Annotated in this window: 23 protein-coding genes and 1 tRNA gene; 15 read left to right on the forward strand and 9 right to left on the reverse strand. The window is 70.2% G+C overall.

Translation table 11 applies throughout. The features are described 5' to 3' along the window. Positions 1-52 precede the first annotated feature (52 nt). From AC060L_RS13415 to AC060L_RS13435, 5 genes are all read left to right on the forward strand, one after another. Positions 53-475 carry a DUF302 domain-containing protein gene (locus AC060L_RS13415; protein ID WP_483798904.1) on the forward strand — a complete coding sequence of 141 codons (423 nt, stop codon included), beginning with the start codon at positions 53-55 and terminating at the stop codon, positions 473-475. A 630-nt stretch (positions 476-1,105) separates the two neighbouring features. Next, a complete protein-coding gene (locus tag AC060L_RS13420; protein ID WP_483798905.1) occupies positions 1,106-2,788 on the forward strand; it encodes an FAD-binding oxidoreductase in 1,683 nt (560 codons plus the stop codon). Positions 2,789-2,832: 44 nt separating this feature from the next. Beyond that, positions 2,833-3,240: a DUF3224 domain-containing protein gene (locus AC060L_RS13425; protein ID WP_483798906.1), complete on the forward strand. Its 408-nt coding sequence runs from the start codon at positions 2,833-2,835 to the stop codon at positions 3,238-3,240. Between the two features lie 116 nt (positions 3,241-3,356). Continuing rightward, positions 3,357-4,106: an SDR family oxidoreductase gene (locus AC060L_RS13430; protein ID WP_483798907.1), complete on the forward strand. Its 750-nt coding sequence runs from the start codon at positions 3,357-3,359 to the stop codon at positions 4,104-4,106. 24 nt (positions 4,107-4,130) lie between these two features. After that, on the forward strand, positions 4,131-4,484 hold the full coding sequence (locus tag AC060L_RS13435; RefSeq protein WP_483798908.1) for a nuclear transport factor 2 family protein: 354 nt from the start codon (positions 4,131-4,133) through the stop codon (positions 4,482-4,484). A gap of 82 nt (positions 4,485-4,566) precedes the next feature. Here AC060L_RS13435 and AC060L_RS13440 read toward each other — a convergent pair whose 3' ends face one another. Continuing rightward, entirely contained in the window at positions 4,567-5,781 is a 1,215-nt protein-coding gene (locus AC060L_RS13440) for an ABC transporter permease (RefSeq protein WP_483798909.1), read from the reverse strand. After that, the gene (locus tag AC060L_RS13445) at positions 5,778-6,782 is read right to left on the reverse strand and encodes an ABC transporter ATP-binding protein (protein WP_483798910.1); all 1,005 of its coding nucleotides are present in this window, start codon (positions 6,780-6,782) and stop codon (positions 5,778-5,780) included. Before AC060L_RS13445 ends, AC060L_RS13440 begins: the two co-directional genes overlap by 4 nt. Positions 6,783-6,916: 134 nt before the next feature. Between AC060L_RS13445 and AC060L_RS13450 the strand changes: the two genes are divergently transcribed. From AC060L_RS13450 to AC060L_RS13460, 3 genes are read left to right on the forward strand one after another with little or no spacing between them, the layout of a single operon-like run. Continuing rightward, a complete protein-coding gene (locus AC060L_RS13450) occupies positions 6,917-7,852 on the forward strand; it encodes an SPFH domain-containing protein (RefSeq protein WP_483798911.1) in 936 nt (311 codons plus the stop codon). A 6-nt stretch (positions 7,853-7,858) separates the two neighbouring features. Then, positions 7,859-8,143 (forward strand): type II toxin-antitoxin system antitoxin, encoded by a 285-nt coding sequence (locus tag AC060L_RS13455; RefSeq protein WP_483798941.1) that lies wholly within the window; start codon positions 7,859-7,861, stop codon positions 8,141-8,143. Between the two features lie 22 nt (positions 8,144-8,165). Then, positions 8,166-8,795 carry a GOLPH3/VPS74 family protein gene (locus AC060L_RS13460; protein ID WP_483798912.1) on the forward strand — a complete coding sequence of 210 codons (630 nt, stop codon included), beginning with the start codon at positions 8,166-8,168 and terminating at the stop codon, positions 8,793-8,795. A gap of 37 nt (positions 8,796-8,832) precedes the next feature. Here the strand turns inward: AC060L_RS13460 and AC060L_RS13465 are convergent, their stop codons facing one another. Beyond that, on the reverse strand, positions 8,833-9,213 hold the full coding sequence (locus AC060L_RS13465; protein ID WP_483798913.1) for a YybH family protein: 381 nt from the start codon (positions 9,211-9,213) through the stop codon (positions 8,833-8,835). A 104-nt stretch (positions 9,214-9,317) separates the two neighbouring features. Here AC060L_RS13465 and AC060L_RS13470 point away from each other — a divergent pair, with 104 nt between their 5' ends. Next, positions 9,318-10,226, forward strand: a complete 909-nt coding sequence (locus tag AC060L_RS13470; RefSeq protein WP_483798942.1) for an AraC family transcriptional regulator — start codon at positions 9,318-9,320, stop codon at positions 10,224-10,226. 3 nt (positions 10,227-10,229) lie between these two features. On the opposite strand, the gene AC060L_RS13475 is transcribed toward AC060L_RS13470, so the two are convergent. Genes AC060L_RS13475 through AC060L_RS13495 form a run of 5 tightly spaced genes read right to left on the reverse strand, consistent with a single transcriptional unit; the run spans position 10,230 to position 12,130 of the window. Beyond that, positions 10,230-10,421, reverse strand: coding sequence for a DUF397 domain-containing protein (locus AC060L_RS13475; protein WP_483798914.1), 192 nt, complete (start codon positions 10,419-10,421; stop codon positions 10,230-10,232). Positions 10,422-10,435: 14 nt separating this feature from the next. Further along, positions 10,436-10,627: a DUF397 domain-containing protein gene (locus AC060L_RS13480; RefSeq protein WP_483798915.1), complete on the reverse strand. Its 192-nt coding sequence runs from the start codon at positions 10,625-10,627 to the stop codon at positions 10,436-10,438. Positions 10,628-10,641: 14 nt separating this feature from the next. Continuing rightward, on the reverse strand, positions 10,642-10,833 hold the full coding sequence (locus tag AC060L_RS13485) for a DUF397 domain-containing protein (RefSeq protein WP_483798916.1): 192 nt from the start codon (positions 10,831-10,833) through the stop codon (positions 10,642-10,644). Between the two features lie 14 nt (positions 10,834-10,847). Next, entirely contained in the window at positions 10,848-11,039 is a 192-nt protein-coding gene (locus AC060L_RS13490) for a DUF397 domain-containing protein (RefSeq protein ID WP_483798917.1), read from the reverse strand. Between the two features lie 14 nt (positions 11,040-11,053). Continuing rightward, the gene (locus AC060L_RS13495; RefSeq protein WP_483798918.1) at positions 11,054-12,130 is read right to left on the reverse strand and encodes a Scr1 family TA system antitoxin-like transcriptional regulator; all 1,077 of its coding nucleotides are present in this window, start codon (positions 12,128-12,130) and stop codon (positions 11,054-11,056) included. Between the two features lie 115 nt (positions 12,131-12,245). On the opposite strand from AC060L_RS13495, the gene AC060L_RS13500 reads away from it, so the two are divergent. The 5 genes from AC060L_RS13500 (at position 12,246) to AC060L_RS13520 (ending at position 15,318) form a co-directional block, all read left to right on the forward strand. Continuing rightward, positions 12,246-12,506 (forward strand): hypothetical protein, encoded by a 261-nt coding sequence (locus AC060L_RS13500; protein ID WP_483798919.1) that lies wholly within the window; start codon positions 12,246-12,248, stop codon positions 12,504-12,506. 150 nt (positions 12,507-12,656) lie between these two features. Further along, positions 12,657-12,860 (forward strand): hypothetical protein, encoded by a 204-nt coding sequence (locus tag AC060L_RS13505; protein ID WP_483798920.1) that lies wholly within the window; start codon positions 12,657-12,659, stop codon positions 12,858-12,860. 183 nt (positions 12,861-13,043) lie between these two features. After that, positions 13,044-13,433: a GntR family transcriptional regulator gene (locus AC060L_RS13510; protein ID WP_483798943.1), complete on the forward strand. Its 390-nt coding sequence runs from the start codon at positions 13,044-13,046 to the stop codon at positions 13,431-13,433. Next, a complete protein-coding gene (locus AC060L_RS13515) occupies positions 13,430-14,332 on the forward strand; it encodes an ABC transporter ATP-binding protein (RefSeq protein ID WP_483798921.1) in 903 nt (300 codons plus the stop codon). Before AC060L_RS13510 ends, AC060L_RS13515 begins: the two co-directional genes overlap by 4 nt. Continuing rightward, positions 14,329-15,318 carry a transporter gene (locus AC060L_RS13520; RefSeq protein ID WP_483798922.1) on the forward strand — a complete coding sequence of 330 codons (990 nt, stop codon included), beginning with the start codon at positions 14,329-14,331 and terminating at the stop codon, positions 15,316-15,318. The genes AC060L_RS13515 and AC060L_RS13520 overlap by 4 nt, the downstream gene beginning before the upstream one ends. A 205-nt stretch (positions 15,319-15,523) precedes the next feature. Here the strand turns inward: AC060L_RS13520 and AC060L_RS13525 are convergent, their stop codons facing one another. After that, entirely contained in the window at positions 15,524-16,534 is a 1,011-nt protein-coding gene (locus tag AC060L_RS13525; protein ID WP_483798923.1) for an ALF repeat-containing protein, read from the reverse strand. A gap of 174 nt (positions 16,535-16,708) precedes the next feature. Here AC060L_RS13525 and AC060L_RS13530 point away from each other — a divergent pair. After that, positions 16,709-16,785, forward strand: a tRNA-Met gene (locus AC060L_RS13530). Positions 16,786-16,847: the final 62 nt, after the last annotated feature.

Raw genomic sequence — 16,847 nt, forward strand, 5'->3', positions numbered from 1 at the left:
ATCCTCCGGTGCCCCAGCGGAACCATCGGACCTATCAGGGAGGCCGCAGCTCATGGCCGACTTCGCACCCGCGTCCCCGGCGGCGGCCGGCTCCGGAACGGTGAGCGTGCCCAGCCCGCTCACGGTGTCGCAGACGGTGGACCGGCTCGAAAGCGTCATCGAGGCCAAGGGGCTGGGCCTGTTCGCGACGGTGGACCACAGCGGCGCCGCGAAGGGCGTCGGGTTGGCGATGAACGAGACCAAGGTGCTGATCTTCGGCAATCCGGTCGCCGGCACGCCCGCGATGGTGGCCGCCCCGCTGCTCGCGCTGGAGCTGCCGCTGCGCGTGCTGGTCTGGGCGGACGACCGTTCGCGGGTCTGGGTCAGCTACCAGGACCCGGCCGACCTCCGGCGGCGCTTCGAGGTGCCGCAGGAGCTGATCCGGCCGCTGAGCCAGGTCGGCGAGCTGGTGGCGGCGGCACTCGGCGGGGCCTGACGGAGTTCTCCGGTGCACCCGTTCCGGAATTGAGGACTATCGGTTCCGCTAAATTGAACGACCCCGGACAGAATTCCGCCCGGGGTCGTTTCGCGACCTGCGGTTTTCGGATATCTGAGAATTCTGTACACAGTTCCAGTGATTGATCAATAGCAACATGACCCAGTCTGATCACCGGCATTGACTCCAGTGCAGTCAAAGGTCAATACTGTGACCCATGGGCAGCGGGAGCTCCGCCCCATCGGCCCGATGTGACCACTGGTCCGTCCGGTCCTGAATGTCGGCTCAGTCGGGGGACTGCACCATGAACCGGGTAATAGGCGACGGCCGGTCCGGCCGGTCGAGAAACCGCGCGCATTCCGGCCGCGGGGGGCTGCGGGCGGTCTGAGTTCCGGAGCGCCCGCGCATATTTCGCGCCGCGTATTCGCGGCAGGTATGCGGCACGGCGCGGATCGTGTTTTCCCTCCCGATCCGCGATCTCCGCTGCCCAGCGGCCCGGCCGATATCGGCGACCAGTGGACGCAGTGTTTCCGCACCACTTCACCTGTGATTTCCGCCCGTGAGTCCGGCCGGCTCCGGGTCGCACGTCACGTTCTGCTCACCAGACGGGGGACAACTGTCATGGCCAACGTGTCCAGACGCAACTTCGTGCTCAGATCGGCCGTCCTCGGCGGGGCCGGTACCGCCGGGATCCTCAGCCTGGGGCAGCTGCCCGCCCAGGCCGCGCCGACGCCGCCGGCCGCAGCGGCGCCCGCGGCGGGCGCCGGCGCCACCGGCTCCGTCGGAGCGGCGTTCAGCTGCCCGCCGCCGGTCTACGGCCCGGTCGTCGTGACGCCGGGCGACCCGCGGTTCACCGAGCTGGTCACCGCCTTCAACCGGCGCTGGGTCGGGACGCCGTCGAGCGTCCAGCTGGTCAGCACGACCGAGCAGGTCGCCGCGGCCGTCCAGCGCGCGGTCTGGAGCGGCCAGTTCCTCTCGGTCCGCAGCGGCGGCCACTGCTACGCGGACTTCGTCTACAACAGCTCGGTGCAGACGGTCATCGACCTCTCGCTGATGAACAAGATCTACTTCGACACCCGCCAGAACGCCTTCGCGGTGGAGGCCGGCGCCAAGCTCGGCGACGTCTACGACACGCTGTACCGGGGGTACGGCGTCACGCTGCCGGGCGGGCACTGCCCGGGAACCGGCGTCGGCGGTCACGCGACCGGCGGCGGCCACGGTCTGCTCTCCCGGCAGTTCGGCCTGATCACCGACCACATCCAGGCCATGGAGGTGGTGACCGTCGACGCGTACGACAACGTCAGTACCGTGATCGCGCAGCGGGACGGGTGTAACAGCGACCTCTACTGGGCGCTGTGCGGCGGCGGCGGGAACAACTTCGGCATCATCACCAAATACTGGTTCCAGTCGCCGGGTGCCACCGGGAACGATCCCGGCCGGCAACTCCCGAGGCCGCCGGAGAGTGTTTTCCTGACGACCGCGATCTTTCCGTGGGATTCGCTGACCCAGACCCAGTTCGGCAATCTGGTGAGCAATCTGGGCGATTTCTTCGTCGCGAACAGCTCGCCCGACTCGCCCTACACGGCGCTCTCCTCGGTACTCCAGATTCCGCATGTGTCGTCCGGCCCGGTGGCGCTGACCACCTTCATCGACGCCACCGTCCCGGATGCCCAGCAGCTGATCCGGAATTACCACGGCCAGTTGACCGCCAGCACCGGAATCGCACCCGACCTGCCCTACCGGACGCTGGCCTGGGCCGAGGCGTGGGACACCATCAACAACGCGATGCCGATGAACGAGACCAACGCGAGCCTGCGCAACGCGGTGAAGAGCGCGAATCTCAAGGTGAATTTCACGCCCGACCAGATCGCCGCGCTCTACGCCAACGTGACGCGGACCGACTACTCGAACCCGGTCTCCGCGGTGCTCCAGCTCGGTGCCATGGCCGGCGGCCGGATCAACGCGGTCGCGCAGGACGCCACCGCCATCTCGTACCGCAACTCGGCGATGCTGGCCTTCTACCAGGTCTACTGGGCCGATCCGGCGGACGACGCCGTGCACATCGGCTGGCTGCGCGACCTCTACAGCCAGACGTTCGCGAGCACCGGCGGCTTCCCGGTGCCGGGCCAGTCCTACGAGGGCTGCGTCATCAACCTGCCGGACCCGGACGCCGCCGACCCGGCCATCAACACCTCGGGCGTGCCCTGGCAGACGCTCTACTACGGGAGCAACTACCCCCGCCTCCAGCAGGTCAAGGCGAAGTGGGACCCGCAGAACGTCTTCCGGCACCCGATGTCCATCACAGCCACCTGACCGACATGTCAGGACTACCAACCGGCAACGAGAGGCAAGCAGTCATGAGTGCTGAGAAGAAGCAGGCGGTCGCGAAGATCACCGTGCACAAGTACGAGCCGGAGGCGTACGACTCGCCGGCCGAGGGCGGGATCCTGAACCGGATCCACGTCGAGGAGAGCTTCAGCGGCGACATCGAGGGCGAGGGCGTGGTCGAGTTCCTCCAGGTCTACCGCGCCGACGGGACGGCCAGTTTCGTCGGACTGGAGCGGGTGACCGGCAAGCTGCACGGCCGCGAGGGCACGTTCCTCCTGCAGGACTCCGGAACCCTCGAGGGCAACGTCGTCAGCGGCGAGTGGTTCGTGGTGCCGGGCTCCGGCACCGGCGAGCTGACCGGCCTGCGCGGTACCGGCGGCTTCCGCGCGAACCTGGGCGAGGGCGCCGACATCACGCTCGACCACTGGTTCGAGTGAGTTGATCCCCCGTGGTGCCCGGCCCGCACGGCCGTACGCCTGCACGCCCGTACGGCAGGCGAGTTGTACGGGCCGGGCACCCGGACCGAGCCGAAACCATCGAGAGAGGGCTCACGATGAACACGCCCACATCACTCACCGGCAAGACCGCCCTGGTGACCGGCGGGGCGACCGGGATCGGGAAGGCCATCGCACTCGCGCTGGCCACGGCCGGCGCGCGGGTGGTGATCAACCACCCGCACACGCCGGAGCCCGCGGCCAAGGCAGTCGCCGAGATCGAGGCGGCCGGCGGCACGGCGCTCGCGATCGCGGCCGACGTCAGCAACCGCGCCGAGTACCAGGCGATGGTGGAACGGCTGCTCGCCGAGTTCGGCCGCTGGGACGTCCTGGTCAACAACGCCGCCGTCGCGGTCACCAAGCCGTTCGCGGAGGTGTCCGAGGCCGAGTTCGACCTGAGCTTCGCGGTCAACGTCAAGGGAGCCTTCCACGGCCTCCAACTGGCCTGGCAGCACCTGGCGGACGCGGGCCGGATCATCTCGATCTCCAGCTCGACGACCGCGCTGATGCTGCCCGGATACGCGGTCTACGACGCGACCAAGGGGGCGGTCGAGCAGTTCACCCACATCCTGTCCAAGGAGTTCGGCCACCGGCGGATCACCGTCAACACGGTCAGCCCCGGTGCGACGGAGACCGAGACGTACCGCAACGGCAAGAGCGAGCAGTTCCTGGCCGGGCTGGAGGCGTTGAGCGCCTTCGGGAGGCTCGGCCGGCCGGAGGAGATCGCCGCCGTGGTGGCCTTCCTGGCGAGCGACGCCGCGGGGTGGGTGACGGCACAGAACATCCGCGTCAACGGCGGTACGGCGTAACCGAATTTCCAACAAGGGGGAGCCATGTCAGCAACCGAACTGCCCGAACTGCCCGAGCTGTTCCGGCGGGACCTCGACCAGATGCGCGCCGGTGACATCGACGGCATGCTCAGGAACTACCACCAGGACGCCCACATCCTGCGGCTGCCCGACGTGGTCGCCAACGGCGAGGAGCAGATCCGCACGTTCCTGGAGGAGTACGTCGCACTCGACCCGCAGATCATCGAGGTCATCTCGATCGAGCAGGACGGCGACTGCGTGGTGTACCACTCGACGATCGAGATCGACGGCAACCGGCTGGGCCTCGTCGGCACCTGGGTCCTGCGGGACGGCCTGATCTGGCGCCAGACCGCGGCGCTGGTGCCCGCTTCGGGCTGATCGGCGGGGCAGTGCGGGTGTCCGGCCGCCGATGCCGGCGGCGGGACACCCGCGCGTTTCCGCACCGGTCACGCCTCGCCCCTCACGCCTCGCGGAGCGCCTCGCGCCAGCCGACCCGGGCACCGGTGCGCAGCACGGAGTTGCGGTAGATCCGCGCCGCGAACCGGACCAGCACCACCGCGACCAGCAGCGTCAGCACGAGTGCCGAAACGCTCTGCCAGAGCGGCACCACGCCGAGCGCGATGCGGATCGGCATCAGCACCGGGGCGAGCAGCGGCACCATCGAGAGCGCCGCCACCAGCGCGTTGTCCGGATGGCTCGGCAGCACGCTGATGCCCAGGATCCAGGCCGCCATCAGCGGCATCATGACCGGGAACTGCACGCTGCTCAGGTCCTCCTGGCGGGAGACCAGCGCACCGGCGGCCGCGAAGAGCAGCGCGTACAGCGCGAATCCGCCCAGATACCAGGCCACCGCCCAGAGCGCGACGCCCGCCGAGCCGCCGAACGACAGCGTCAGGGTGCCGGTCAGCCGGGCCGCGAGAACCCCGGCGCCGCTGACCAGCGCGACCTGGAGCAGCCCGAGCAGCCCGATCCCGAGCACCTTGCCGGCCATCAGCTGCCACGGCCGGATCGCGGCCAGCAGCAGCTCGACGACCCGGCTGCTCTTCTCCTCGACCACGCCCTGCGCGATCATCGGGCCCACCGTCAGCAGCGTCAGGTAGATCAGCAGGCCGGCGATGATCCCGACCGCGATGTGCTGGCCGTGCTCGGCCTTGGGCGGTTGCAGTGCGGCCACCTGGACGCTCGCCGCGCGCTCGGCCTCGGCCACCTGCACCGGGCTGCCACCGAGCCGGGTGATCTGGGCGTCCAGCACCTGCTCGCGGGCGATCGCGCCGAGCACCCCGCGCAGCGTGGCGTCCAGCGACTTGTCGACCGTCACCTGGAAGCCCTGGGGGACGCTCACCACCAGGGCGGTCAGGTCGCCGCTGCGCACCTGCGCCTCGCCGCTCGCCTGATCGGGGACGGTCCGGGTGACGATGCGCTGCCCGGTGGCGGTGCCGGCGGCCTCCAACGGCGCTGCCAGCGCGGCGTCCTGGCGCAGCAGGCCGACGGTGTCGGTGCTCGGCCCGCCGGCGTGCACGAAGTGCAGCACCACGCTGCTCGCGACCACCAGCAGCACCATCACACCGAGCGCGATCCGGTACGCCCGGGTGCGCAGCCGGGTGGTCAACTCCCTCCGGGCGACCAGGGCTATCGCGTCACGTGTGCCGGCGCCGGTGTTCTCTGCGCTGCTCATGCCGCCACCTCCTGCTGCTGCTGCTCGTCCTGTGCACGCTGCTCGCCCTGCTCGCTCACCACGTGCCGGAACAGCTCGGTCAGCGAGCGCTGCCGGCGCGCGAACTCCCGGACCGGGCCGGTGGCCAGGGCCGCCGCCAGAACGGCCTGATCGTCCGCGCCGGGGGCCAGTTCGAGGACCGTGCGGCTGCCCTCGGTGCCGGCGGCCGTGACCCCCGGCAGGCCGTCGGCCCAGCCGGGCGCCGCCCGCGGCGCGTCGACCACCAGCAAGTCGGCTCCACCGGAGCGGAGTTCGCCGACCGTGCCGCAGGCGAGCATCGAGCCGGAGCGGATGATGCCGACCCGGTCGCAGAGCCGTTCGACCAGATCCAGCTGGTGGCTGGAGAAGATCACCGGCACGCCGTCCGCCGCCTTGTCGCGGAGCACCTCGCTCATCACGTCCACGGCCACCGGGTCGAGGCCGGAGAACGGCTCGTCCAGCACCAGGATGTCCGGGTGGTGGACGAGCGCGGCGGCGAGCTGGACCCGCTGCTGGTTGCCGAGGCTGAGCCGCTGCACCTCGTCGCCGATCCGGGCCGCGATGCCGAGCCGCTCGGTCCACTCCCGGGTGGCCCGGGCGGCGCGGGCCGCGTCGAGGCCGTGCAACCGGGCCAGGTACTCCAGCTGCTCGCCGACCCGCATCCGGGGGTAGAGCCCGCGTTCCTCCGGCATGTAGCCGATCCGGCGGCGGGTCTCCCGGGTGACCGGCGCGCCGTCCCAGCGGACCTCGCCGGCGTCCGCCGCGAGCACCCCGAGCACGATCCGCATGGTCGTGGTCTTGCCCGCGCCGTTGCTGCCGACGAAGCCGAAGATCTCGCCGGCCCGGACGTCGAAGGTCATCCCGTCGAGCGCGACGGTCGCGCCGTACCGCTTGGAGAGCCGATCGACCTCCAGTCGCGGCCCGCCCGGCTGCGGCCTGCTTGGTGTGTCCGGCCGCGTGCCGCCCGGCTCTGCGTCGCTCATGTTGGGTCCCTCCCGCTTTCGGTGGCTCCGGTTTGAGTCGCTCGATAAAGTGATATCACTATGCTAGTCCTGTGCCAACGGAAGCAATGGAAGCAGCAGAAGCGGCAGCGGAAGCTGCGGAAGGAAGGCTCGCCATGAGCGATCTCCAGCAACCACCCGTCCCCGGCATCCCGAGCATGCCCGCGCCCAAGGTCGAGGAGCGCACCGTCAGCGGCGCCCCCGGGCTGCCGATGCTCGGCGTCTGCGTGCTGCTGCTGCTCGGCGGCATCACGCTGATCGCGGTCGGCTCGGCCGTCGCGCACGGCGGTGGCGCCGCCGCCGTGATGGGCTGCGGCCTGCTGGTCATGCTCAGCGGGGTGCTCTGCCTGCGCGGCCTCACCGCGGTCGCACCCGGCCAGGCCCGGGTGGTCCAGCTGCTCGGCCGCTACCGCGGCACGCTGCGCACCCCCGGCCTGACCTGGGTCAACCCGTTCACCACCCGTCGCACGGTGTCCACCAGGATCCGCAACCTGGAGACCGAGCCGGCCAAGGTCAACGACGCCGACGGCAACCCGATCGTGATGGCCGCCGTCGTGGTGTGGAACGTCGAGGACACCGCGAAGGCCGTCTTCGAGGTCGAGGACTTCCGCCAGTTCGTCGCGATCCAGTCCGAGACCGCCGTGCGGCACATCGCGAACAGCTACCCGTACGACGCCCGGCAGGACGGCCAGCTCTCGCTGCGCGACAGCGCCGACGAGATCACCCGCAAGCTCTCCGCGGAGATCTCCGCCCGGGTCGCCTCGGCCGGCGTCCACGTGGTCGAGTCCCGGATCACCCGGCTTGCGTACGCGCCGGAGATCGCCCAGGTCATGTTGCAGCGCCAGCAGGCCGGTGCGGTCGTCGCCGCCCGCCGGCGGATCGTCGAGGGAGCGGTCGGGATGGTCGAGCTGGCGCTCGCCCGGCTCGCCGAGCACGACGTCGTGGAGCTCGACGAGGAGCGCAAGGCCGCCATGGTGAGCAACCTGCTGGTGGTGCTCTGTGGCGACCGTGGCACGCAGCCGGTGGTCAACACCGGCTCGCTCTATCAGTGAGCGCGCCTGGTGGCGGCTGAACGGAAGAAGATCCTGCTGCGGCTCGACCCCGCAGTGCACGACGCGCTGGCCCGGTGGGCGGGCGACGAACTGCGCAGTACGAACGCGCAGATCGAGTTCCTGCTCCGGCGCGCACTCGGCGCCGCCGGCCGGATGCCGACGGACGCCGCCGGCATCGCCCGCCGGGGGCGCCCGCCCAAGGGGGAGGCATCGGTCGGCGACACGGAATCCACCGAGGCGGACGCGCCCGACAGTGAAACCCCCGACCCGGAAGCACCCGCCATCGAGTAGCCCCGACCGAGAGGAACACCCCATGGACCTCCCCGACACGCTGCCGGGCAGGCTCTACCTGCTGGCCTACCGGCCCGACAACGGCCGGGTCCCTCACACCTCCGAGCTCGGGCCGCTGCTGCGCGCGGCGGCGCTGACCGACCTGCTCCAGCGCGGCCTGCTGCTCGACCGGGACGGCGTGCTGTTCACCGACCGTCCGGCTCCGGCCCGGCTCGACCCGGTGCTCGCGGGTGCGCTGGAGCAGCTCTCGCTCGCCAGGCCGCGCGGCTGGCAGTACTGGATCAAGGCCGACAACCGCGGCATCGTCGAGGCGGTGCGTGACCAACTCGTCGAGCGGGGCGTGCTGGAGCTGGCGGAGCGCCGGGTGCTCGGCCTCTTCCCGGTGCTCCGCCCGCAGTTGTGCGATCCGGCGCCGCGCGAGCTCCTGACCGCCGCCGTCGGACGGGCGCTCACCGACCCGCTGGCGGACGTGCGGCCGGGCGAGGCCGCTCTGGTCGGCCTCGCCGTGGCGGCCGACCTGCGCCGGGTGCTGGACGGCCGCCGGCGCCGCGAACACCGGCTCCGGATCGACGAGTTGACGCAGCTCACCGGCCCGGCGGCGCCCGCGCTGCGGCGGGTCATCCGGGCCCGGCGGGCGTCCTACTCCGGCTGACCGTGGCGGGTCGGGCCGTTCAGGCCGTTCAGGCGGCTCAGGCGATGCCGAGCGGGTTGAGGAGGGTGAAGCGCCAGCCGCCGTCGGTGCCCTGGCGGGCGATGTTGGCGGTGGTGCCGGTCGGCGCGATCCGCTCGCCGTCGGGGCCGTCGATCTCCAGGGTCCAGTCGGTGACCAGGAGCGCGGTGTCCGCGCCGATGAGCGCGTGCCGGGAGACGTTCGTCAGTCGGCCGTGGGCGGCGACGGTTCCGGTGATCTCCGCACGCAGCGCCTCGGCGCCGGCGATCTGCTCGCCGGTCACCGTGCGCATGCCCGCGCCCGGGGCGAACAGGGCGAGCACGGCGTCGATGTCGCCGGCGTTCAGGGCGTCCTGGAAGAGGATCGGCAGCTCGGTGGGGGCGGTGACGACAGGGTGCATGGTGGAGAGTCCTTACCTCACGAGGGAGTGGTGACGGCCGGTCGGCCGTGCGTCCACGATGCCCCTGCGGCTGTTCTGCGGGCGAGGTAGAGTCGCGCCCTGTGATGGTCGAAAGTGGACAGCGCGACGTCATCGACATCGCCTACGACAACCCCGACCGGGTGCACACCGGCATCGAGGTACTGACCTTCGACGCGTTGAAGCAGCGGTTGAAGAGCTCGGTCGCGCGCCGGCCGAGCCGTCTCGACTTCCACCAGGTCATGCTGGTGCGAGGTGGCGAGGGTGCCGCGATGGTCGATTTCGTCAGCTACCCGTGTGCCCGTGGCACGCTGCTCTACCTGCGACCGGGCCAGGTGCAGCGCCTGCCGGCCGGTGCGGACGGGCGTCCGGCGGAGCTCGACGCCGTGCTGGTGCTGTTCACCGCCGACTTCCCGCCGCCGCTGCACGGGACGGGCGAGGTGCTCGACGGCTTCGGGTCGGTCGGATGGCGGCTGCCGCCGGGCGAGTTCGACGCCTTCGATCGGGCAGTGTCGGAGCTGGAGGCGGAGTACCGGACACTGCGGGACGGGGCTGCTGCCGTTGACGTCGAGCTGACCGGCGCGCTGCTGCGTCAGCTCCTCGGCGCGCTGCTGATCCGCATGGCGCGCCTCGCCGCGCCGTTCGGCCACCCGGCGCCCGCCTCGCCGGGCGTCGAGGTCTACCGCGCCTTCCGGCGGGAGCTGGAACGCTCGTTCGCCACCACGCGCTCGGTGGAGGAGTACGCCGAGCGGCTCGGATACTCCGCCCGAACCCTGTCCCGCGCGTGCGTCGCCGCCACCGGGCGCAGCGCGAAGCAACTCGCGAACGCCCGCGTCGCGTTGCAGGCCCAGCGACTGCTCGCCCATACCGACCTGCCGGTGGCCGCGATCGGCCGTGGACTCGGCTTCACCGAGGCCACCAACTTCGGCAAGTTCTTCACCCGCGAGACCGGCTGCACCCCGGGGGACTTCCGCCGGGCGCAGTGGTCAGGGTGACCGTCAGGCGGTGCCGAAGTCGCCGTTGCCGATGCCGTGGATGAAAGTGGTCCAGGCGGTGGGGGTGAAGTCGAGCTGTGGGCCTTGGCGGTCCTTGCTGTCGCGGACGGGGATGGTGTTGTGGAGGTTGAGCGCGACTTCGACGCAGTCTCCGCCGTCACCCTGGCTGTAGCTGCTGGTCTTCCAGTGCTCCATGCTGAGGTGTCCTCTCAGGTGGTACCGAAGTCTCCGTCGTTGATGCCCTGGATGAAGGTGGTCCAGGCGTTGCTGGTGAAGTCGAGCTGCGAGCCTTGGCGGTCTTTGCTGTCGCGTACGGGCACTGCGCCGTCGACGTTGAGCGCGACCTCGACGCACTCACCCCCGTCACCCCCGCTGTAGCTGCTGGTCTGCCACTGCTCCATGCTGGCGTGTCCTCTCAGGAGGTGCTGAGGTCTCCGTCGTTGATGCCCTGGATGAAGGTGGTCCAGGCGGTGGAGGTGAAGTCGAGCTGCGGTCCCTGGCGGTCCTTGCTGTCACGGACAGGGACGATGCTGTCGAGGTTGAGCGCGACCTCAATGCAGTTCCCGCCGTCGCCTTCGCTGTAGCTGCTGGTCTGCCACTGCTCCATGTTGGCGTGTCCTCTCAGGAGGTGCTGAAGTCTCCGTCGTTGATGCCGTGGATGAAGGTGGACCAGGCGGTGGGGGTGAAGTCGAGCTGTGGGCCTTGGCGGTCCTTGCTGTCGCGCACGGGGATGATGCTGTCGAGGTTGAGCGCGACCTCAATGCAGTTCCCGCCGTCGCCCTGGCTGTAGCTGCTGGTCTGCCACTGCTCCATGTTGGCGTGTCCTCTCAGGAGGTGCCGAAGCCGCCGTCGTTGATGCCGTGGATGAAGGTGGTCCAGGCGGTGGAGGTGAAGTCGAGCTGCGGGCCTTGGCGGTCTTTGCTGTCGCGGACAGGGACGGTGCTGTCGAGGTTGAGCGCGACTTCGACGCAGTCTCCGCCGTCGCCTTCGCTGTAGCTGCTGGTCTTCCAGTCCGCCTTGCGGTTCGAGTACGCGACGGGCTTCGGAGGGTTGGTGGTAGTCACGTTGTAGAGCCCTCTCATCACACGGCGGATCAGGCGCGCCGAGTCCGGCGCGGACAGTGACTCTGCCCTGAGCCGATCATAGAACCGTGAACGCTCCCTGAGGGCTTGCGAATCGGTTACGAAGTAGCCCTTGCTCATGCTCTCCGAATAACCCCAGTGCTCCCCACCAGGCATGGTCAGGAGGGTCATGCTGCTGCCGGTCGCGCCGGTTCGCTCGCCCAGGGCGAATGGGGCCACTTGGATCACGATGTTGGGGTATCGCTGCCCGACATCGAGAAGGTGCTGGAGTTCCTCGCGCATCACAGCAGCGCCGCCGACCGAACGCCAGATCGTGGCCTCGTCAAGGATCGATACGAGCTGGGGTCCGTCCGGCTTGAAGAAGCGCCTCTGCCGACTCATGCGGGCCGCAACCATGTTGGCGATCTCCGCCTCGCTTGCGTCAGGCTTCGCGAATCGGAAGAGCGCTCGTGCGTAGGCCGGAGTCTGCAGCAGACCCCAGACACGCTTGACGTGGTAGCCCCTCATCAGTTCCGCTGCCGCCTCCAGCCCGGCGTATCGCTTGAACCAGTCCGGATGGACGATCTCCCGCTCCCAGTCCACGTCCTTCCACGCCCGCACCAGCGCATCGTTCGCCTGGAGTAGCTGGTCCAGCCGCAGCACCGTCCCCTCCTGCGGGTTCCGCTCGGCGGCCTCGAAGCGTGACAGCAGCGATGCGTCGCACGGGATCTGACGCGCCAGCACGGCGGTCTTGAGGCCCCTGAAGGTGCGCCAGTCCCTCAGCATCCAGCCCCACGCCTCGGGGGTGAGCGGAAGGTGCTCGTTCGAACGTCCGGTCGCCAAGTCCCCACCTCTGGTTCGGATTTCCCTGACGAGAAGCCGGTGTCACGGGCTGGATCTCGCCAACGTACTACGCGGTGCCGATGCTTGGTAACAGGTTGCAATGAGAGGAGTGGTGGTGGAGGAGCGCAAGGAGGGCTCGCGGCTCGCGCGGATCCCGGCGCAGAAGCGGGCGGAGGCCACAGGCGCGCTGGAGGAGCTGGTGGCCCTGCTCGCGCTGGCGGAGGTCATCCTGCCGTCGGCGTGCGTCGATTCGAACAACGGATGGTTCACCGGCGAAGTGCTGGTGGACCTCGGCCGGGCCCGCGCCGATGTCATCAGGATGATCGCCGGGCTGCTCCGCGATGGCTTGAACTCGCGCCATGAGAACACGAGTTGAGAAGAGTGATGGCCGGTTGGGCGGCTCAGTGGCTGCGCCGCCGTCCGCCCGGGGCCGTCGACCGGGTCGAGCCCTGTCCGCTGGGCTGGCCCGACTGCCCGATCTGCACAGATGCAGACATGCACGCTGCACGATGAGTTGAGGCACCGAATGATGATGAAGCAGCGCCGCAAGAGCGCCATGACCCTGCGCGTCTACCGGCTCACCGACACCGGCCGGCGGATCGAGCTCTCCCGCTCGACCGTCCGTCTCGGTGAGCCGTACACCCGCCCGATCACCGACATGTGGCCGGTCTGCGCCTGCCCCCGCTGCCTGCCGACGGCGACGGAGCGAGTGGAAGAGGAAGCAGTCTGAGCGCCGAGTCCGCCGGAGCCCTCGATCACGTGACCGTGGTCGAGGGCTCACGCATGTGTCGCCGTGTCGCCCGGGACCGTCCTGATGATCCGTCATGTCCGGAATCGGCGTTGATCAGTTCGCTTGACAGGTCGTCAGCACCATAGTTCTATAGTGCTATGAAGCTAGATAAATGAGGTTGTGGTGATCGAGTTCCACATCGAGGCACGGTCCGGTGTCGCGCCCTACATGCAGTTGGTCCACCAGGTACGCCAGGCCCTCCGGTTGGGCCTGCTGTCCGAGGGTGACCGCCTGCCGAAGGTCAAGGACGTCGCGGCCAAGGTCGCGATCAACCCCAACACCGTGCTCAAGGCTTATCGGCAACTGGAGAACGAGGGCCTGGTCTCTCCCAAGCCCGGCGTCGGCACCTTCGTCACCGGCACGCTCGGCGACCCTTCGCCGTCCGAACACGGGCCGCTGCGGCAGGAGTTGCAGCGCTGGCTCGCCAAGGCACGCGGCGCCGGGCTGGACGAGGAGAGCATCGAGGCCCTGTTCCTCAACACGTTCCGCAACTCCACCGAAGAGGAGAAATGACCGCGATCATCGAAGCCCGAGGGCTGGGCAAACGCTACGGCCGCCGTCAGGCGCTGTCCGACTGCACGCTGAGCATCCCGGCCGGCCGGGTCGTCGGGCTGGTCGGCCCGAACGGCGCGGGCAAGTCCACCCTGCTGCAACTGGCCTGCGGCATGCTCACCCCGAGCACCGGCAGCATCGAAGTCCTCGGCGAACGCCCCGCGTCCAGCACCGTGCAGATGGCCAGGGTCGGCTTCGTCGCCCAGGACACGCCCACCTATGCCGCGCTGACGATCGCCGAGCACCTGCAGCTGGGCGCCAGGCTCAACCCGCGCTGGGACGCCGGGCTGGCGGAGTGCCGGATCAAGCAGCTGGGCCTCGACCCGGCGCAGCGCGCCGGTCGGCTCTCCGGCGGCCAGCGCGCCCAGTTGGCGCTGACCCTCGCCGTGGCCAAGCGCCCGGAGCTGCTGCTGCTCGACGAGCCCGTCGCGGCGCTCGACCCGCTGGCCCGGCGCGGGTTCCTGCAGAGCCTGATGGAGTTCGTGGCCGAGACCGAGGCGACCGTCGTGCTCTCCTCCCACCTGGTCTCCGACCTGGAGCGGGTCTGTGACCACCTGATCGTCCTGGTCGCCTCCCGGGTTCAGGCCGACGGCGAGATGGACGACCTGCTGGCCACCCACTTCCGGCTCACCACGGGCCGCCGCGAGCCCGACACGCTGCCTGCGGGCATACAGGTCCTCCAGGCCGACCACACCGACCGGCAGAGCACCTTCATCGTGCGCGCCGACGCGGCGATCGACGATCCCTCCTGGGTGATGGAGCCGCTCGCCCTGGAGGACCTCGTCCTCTCCTACATGACCCGGGCCGCCGACGGCGCCGCCGGGACCGACCACCGACGCGTGCTGGAGGCACAGCGATGACCTGGCTGACCTGGCGTCAATTCCGGATCCAGATACTGGCCGCCGCAGCCGCACTGGCCGCCGTCGCGGTCTACCTCGTGATGTCGGGGACGCAGCTGCGCACCGCCTACCACAGCGACCTGGTCAGTGGCTCGGGCCTGTCCCAACTGGCCACTGAGTACAGCTTTCCGTACTACCTGGCCAGCGCACTCGTGCTGCTGGTGCCGGGCCTGATCGGGATCTTCTGGGGAGCGCCGCTGATCGCCCGGGAGCTGGAGGCGGGCACCCACCGGCTGGTCTGGAACCAGAGCATCACCCGCACCCGCTGGCTCGCGGTCAAGCTCCTGTTCGTCGGCCTCACCGCCGTTGTGACGACCGGGCTGCTGAGCCTGCTGGTCTCCTGGTCCACCGCTCCGCTCGACAAGATCAACCACAACCGGTTCCTGCCGCTGCTCTTCGCGGGCCGCGGCGTCGTGCCGCTCGGCTACGCCGCCTTCGCGGTGACGCTCGGGGCCTGCCTCGGCATGCTGATCCGGCGCACCGTGCCCGCGATGGCCGTCACGCTGGTGGCCTTCGCCGCCATCCAGTTCCTCATGCCGGTGGCGGTCCGGCCGCACCTGGAGTCGCCGGTCCGCGGGGACGTCGCGCTCACCCAGACGACGATGGACTCCGCCACGCTCATCGGCTTCACGGGCGGAACCGGTCCCACGGCCCCGTTCGTCGCGGACCTGGGCATGCCGGGCGGGGCGTGGGTCCTCTCGGGGGCCGAGCCGGTCAGGAACGCGTCCGGCCAGGCGCTCACCATGGCGACCCAGCCGTGCGCGGGGATCACGGACGGAGCCGCCCACAGCGCCTGCCTCGTCAAGGCCGACCTGCACGTGACGGTCTCCTACCAGCCCGCCGACCGCTACTGGACGTTCCAGTGGTACGAAACGGCGCTCTACCTCGTCCTCGCCGCCGGTCTGGCCGGCTTCAGCACGTGGTGGCTGCGCGGCAAGCTCGCCTGATGGCAGCGGGGGGGGGGGGGGGGGGGGGGGGGGGGGGGGGGGGGGGGAGGGAGGGGGGGGGGGGGGGGGAGGGAACTCCTCTCCTCTTCCGCTCCTCTTTTCTCTCTCCCGATAGTTCGACAGAAGCCATCGCAACTGGCTTCGGCCGCCCGCCGTACGACCATACGAGCCAGCGCCCCGACCGGGAGTCACCGGGAGGTGGCGCTCAGCCCTCGGAGGAGGACCGGCGGCGCGCCGTACCGGCCAGCGCCGCGCCGGCGCCCAGGGCGACGACGGCGCCGCCCACCAGCCACGGGAGCTCGGAGCCGCCACCGGTGGAGGCGAGCACGGTGTGACCGGCGACTGAGAACGGAGCGCTGGCGGTGGCCGTGGGGGTGGGCGCGGGGGTGGGCGCGGCCGTGACCGTGGCGCCCGTGGACGGGACGGCCTGCGGGGTCGTCACCGCCACCGGCTTGACCTCGGAGCCGACGGTGGCCGGTGCGGTCGGGGTGACCGGGGTCGGCTGGACGGCCGGGCTGCCGCCGGTGCTCGGACTCGCGCTCGTGCTCGTGCTCGTGCTCGGGGACGGCGTGCTGGTGGCCGCGTCCTGGGCCGCCTTGTCCTTCGCACGGGCCTCGAACTGGCCGACCTCCAGGAAGCGCTTGATATCGTCCGCGCTGCCGTTGATCGCGGCCCGAGCCGCCGCCTGCACCGCAGGGCCGCCGGCGCTGTAGATCTGGGTGACCAGCACGCGGTTGTCCTGTTCGCGGGCCTTGAACTGGCCGACCTCCAGGAACTGCTTGACGTCCTCGGGGGTGCCGTGGAGCGCGGCGAGGGCTGCCTCCTTCACCCCGGGGCCGCCGGCGGCGTAGAGCTGGGTCGCCAGGACCCGGTTGTCCACCACCCGGGCGTCGTTCTGACCGACTTCCAGGAAGTGCCGGACATCCTGCGGCGTCCCGTTCAGCGCCTTCTGCGCGGCCTCTCGGACGCTGATGCCCGTGCTCTTGTCGGCGAGGATCCGCAGGACGGCGACCCGGTCGTCCTCGGCGGCCTGGTCCTGGGCGCTCTGGCCCGGCTTCGCGTCGGGGGTGGGCTCTGCGGTGGTCGCCGGGGTGGCGTCGGGCGCCGAGCTGCCGGGGGTCTGACCGAGATCGGCGGCATGCGCGGCCGACGGGAGGAGGACGGCCGGCGCGATCGCGACGGCGGCGAGGACCGCCGAAACACGGGCCAACTTCATCAGCTCAACCTGCTTCCTGGGTAATCCGAAAATAGCCCCCAAAGGATAGGTATGTCTTGATCTTATATTTACCAATACTTGACGCACTCCATCGGGGTCGAGTCGGGGGCGGCTGTCGACTTCGGCCGCCGATTCGGTGATTCGCTCCCGATGCCGTAGTGTCGTGTTTACCGACGCGGGGTGGAGCAGCTCGGTAGCTCGCTGGGCTCATAACCCAGAGGTCGCAGGTTCAAATCCTGTCCCCGCTACCACGGTTGAGGGCCGTGGGGGGGGGGCAAGGGGGGGAGGAGGAAGGACACGACAAAACTGTTCC

The organism is Kitasatospora sp. NEAU-69, assembly GCF_057158765.1.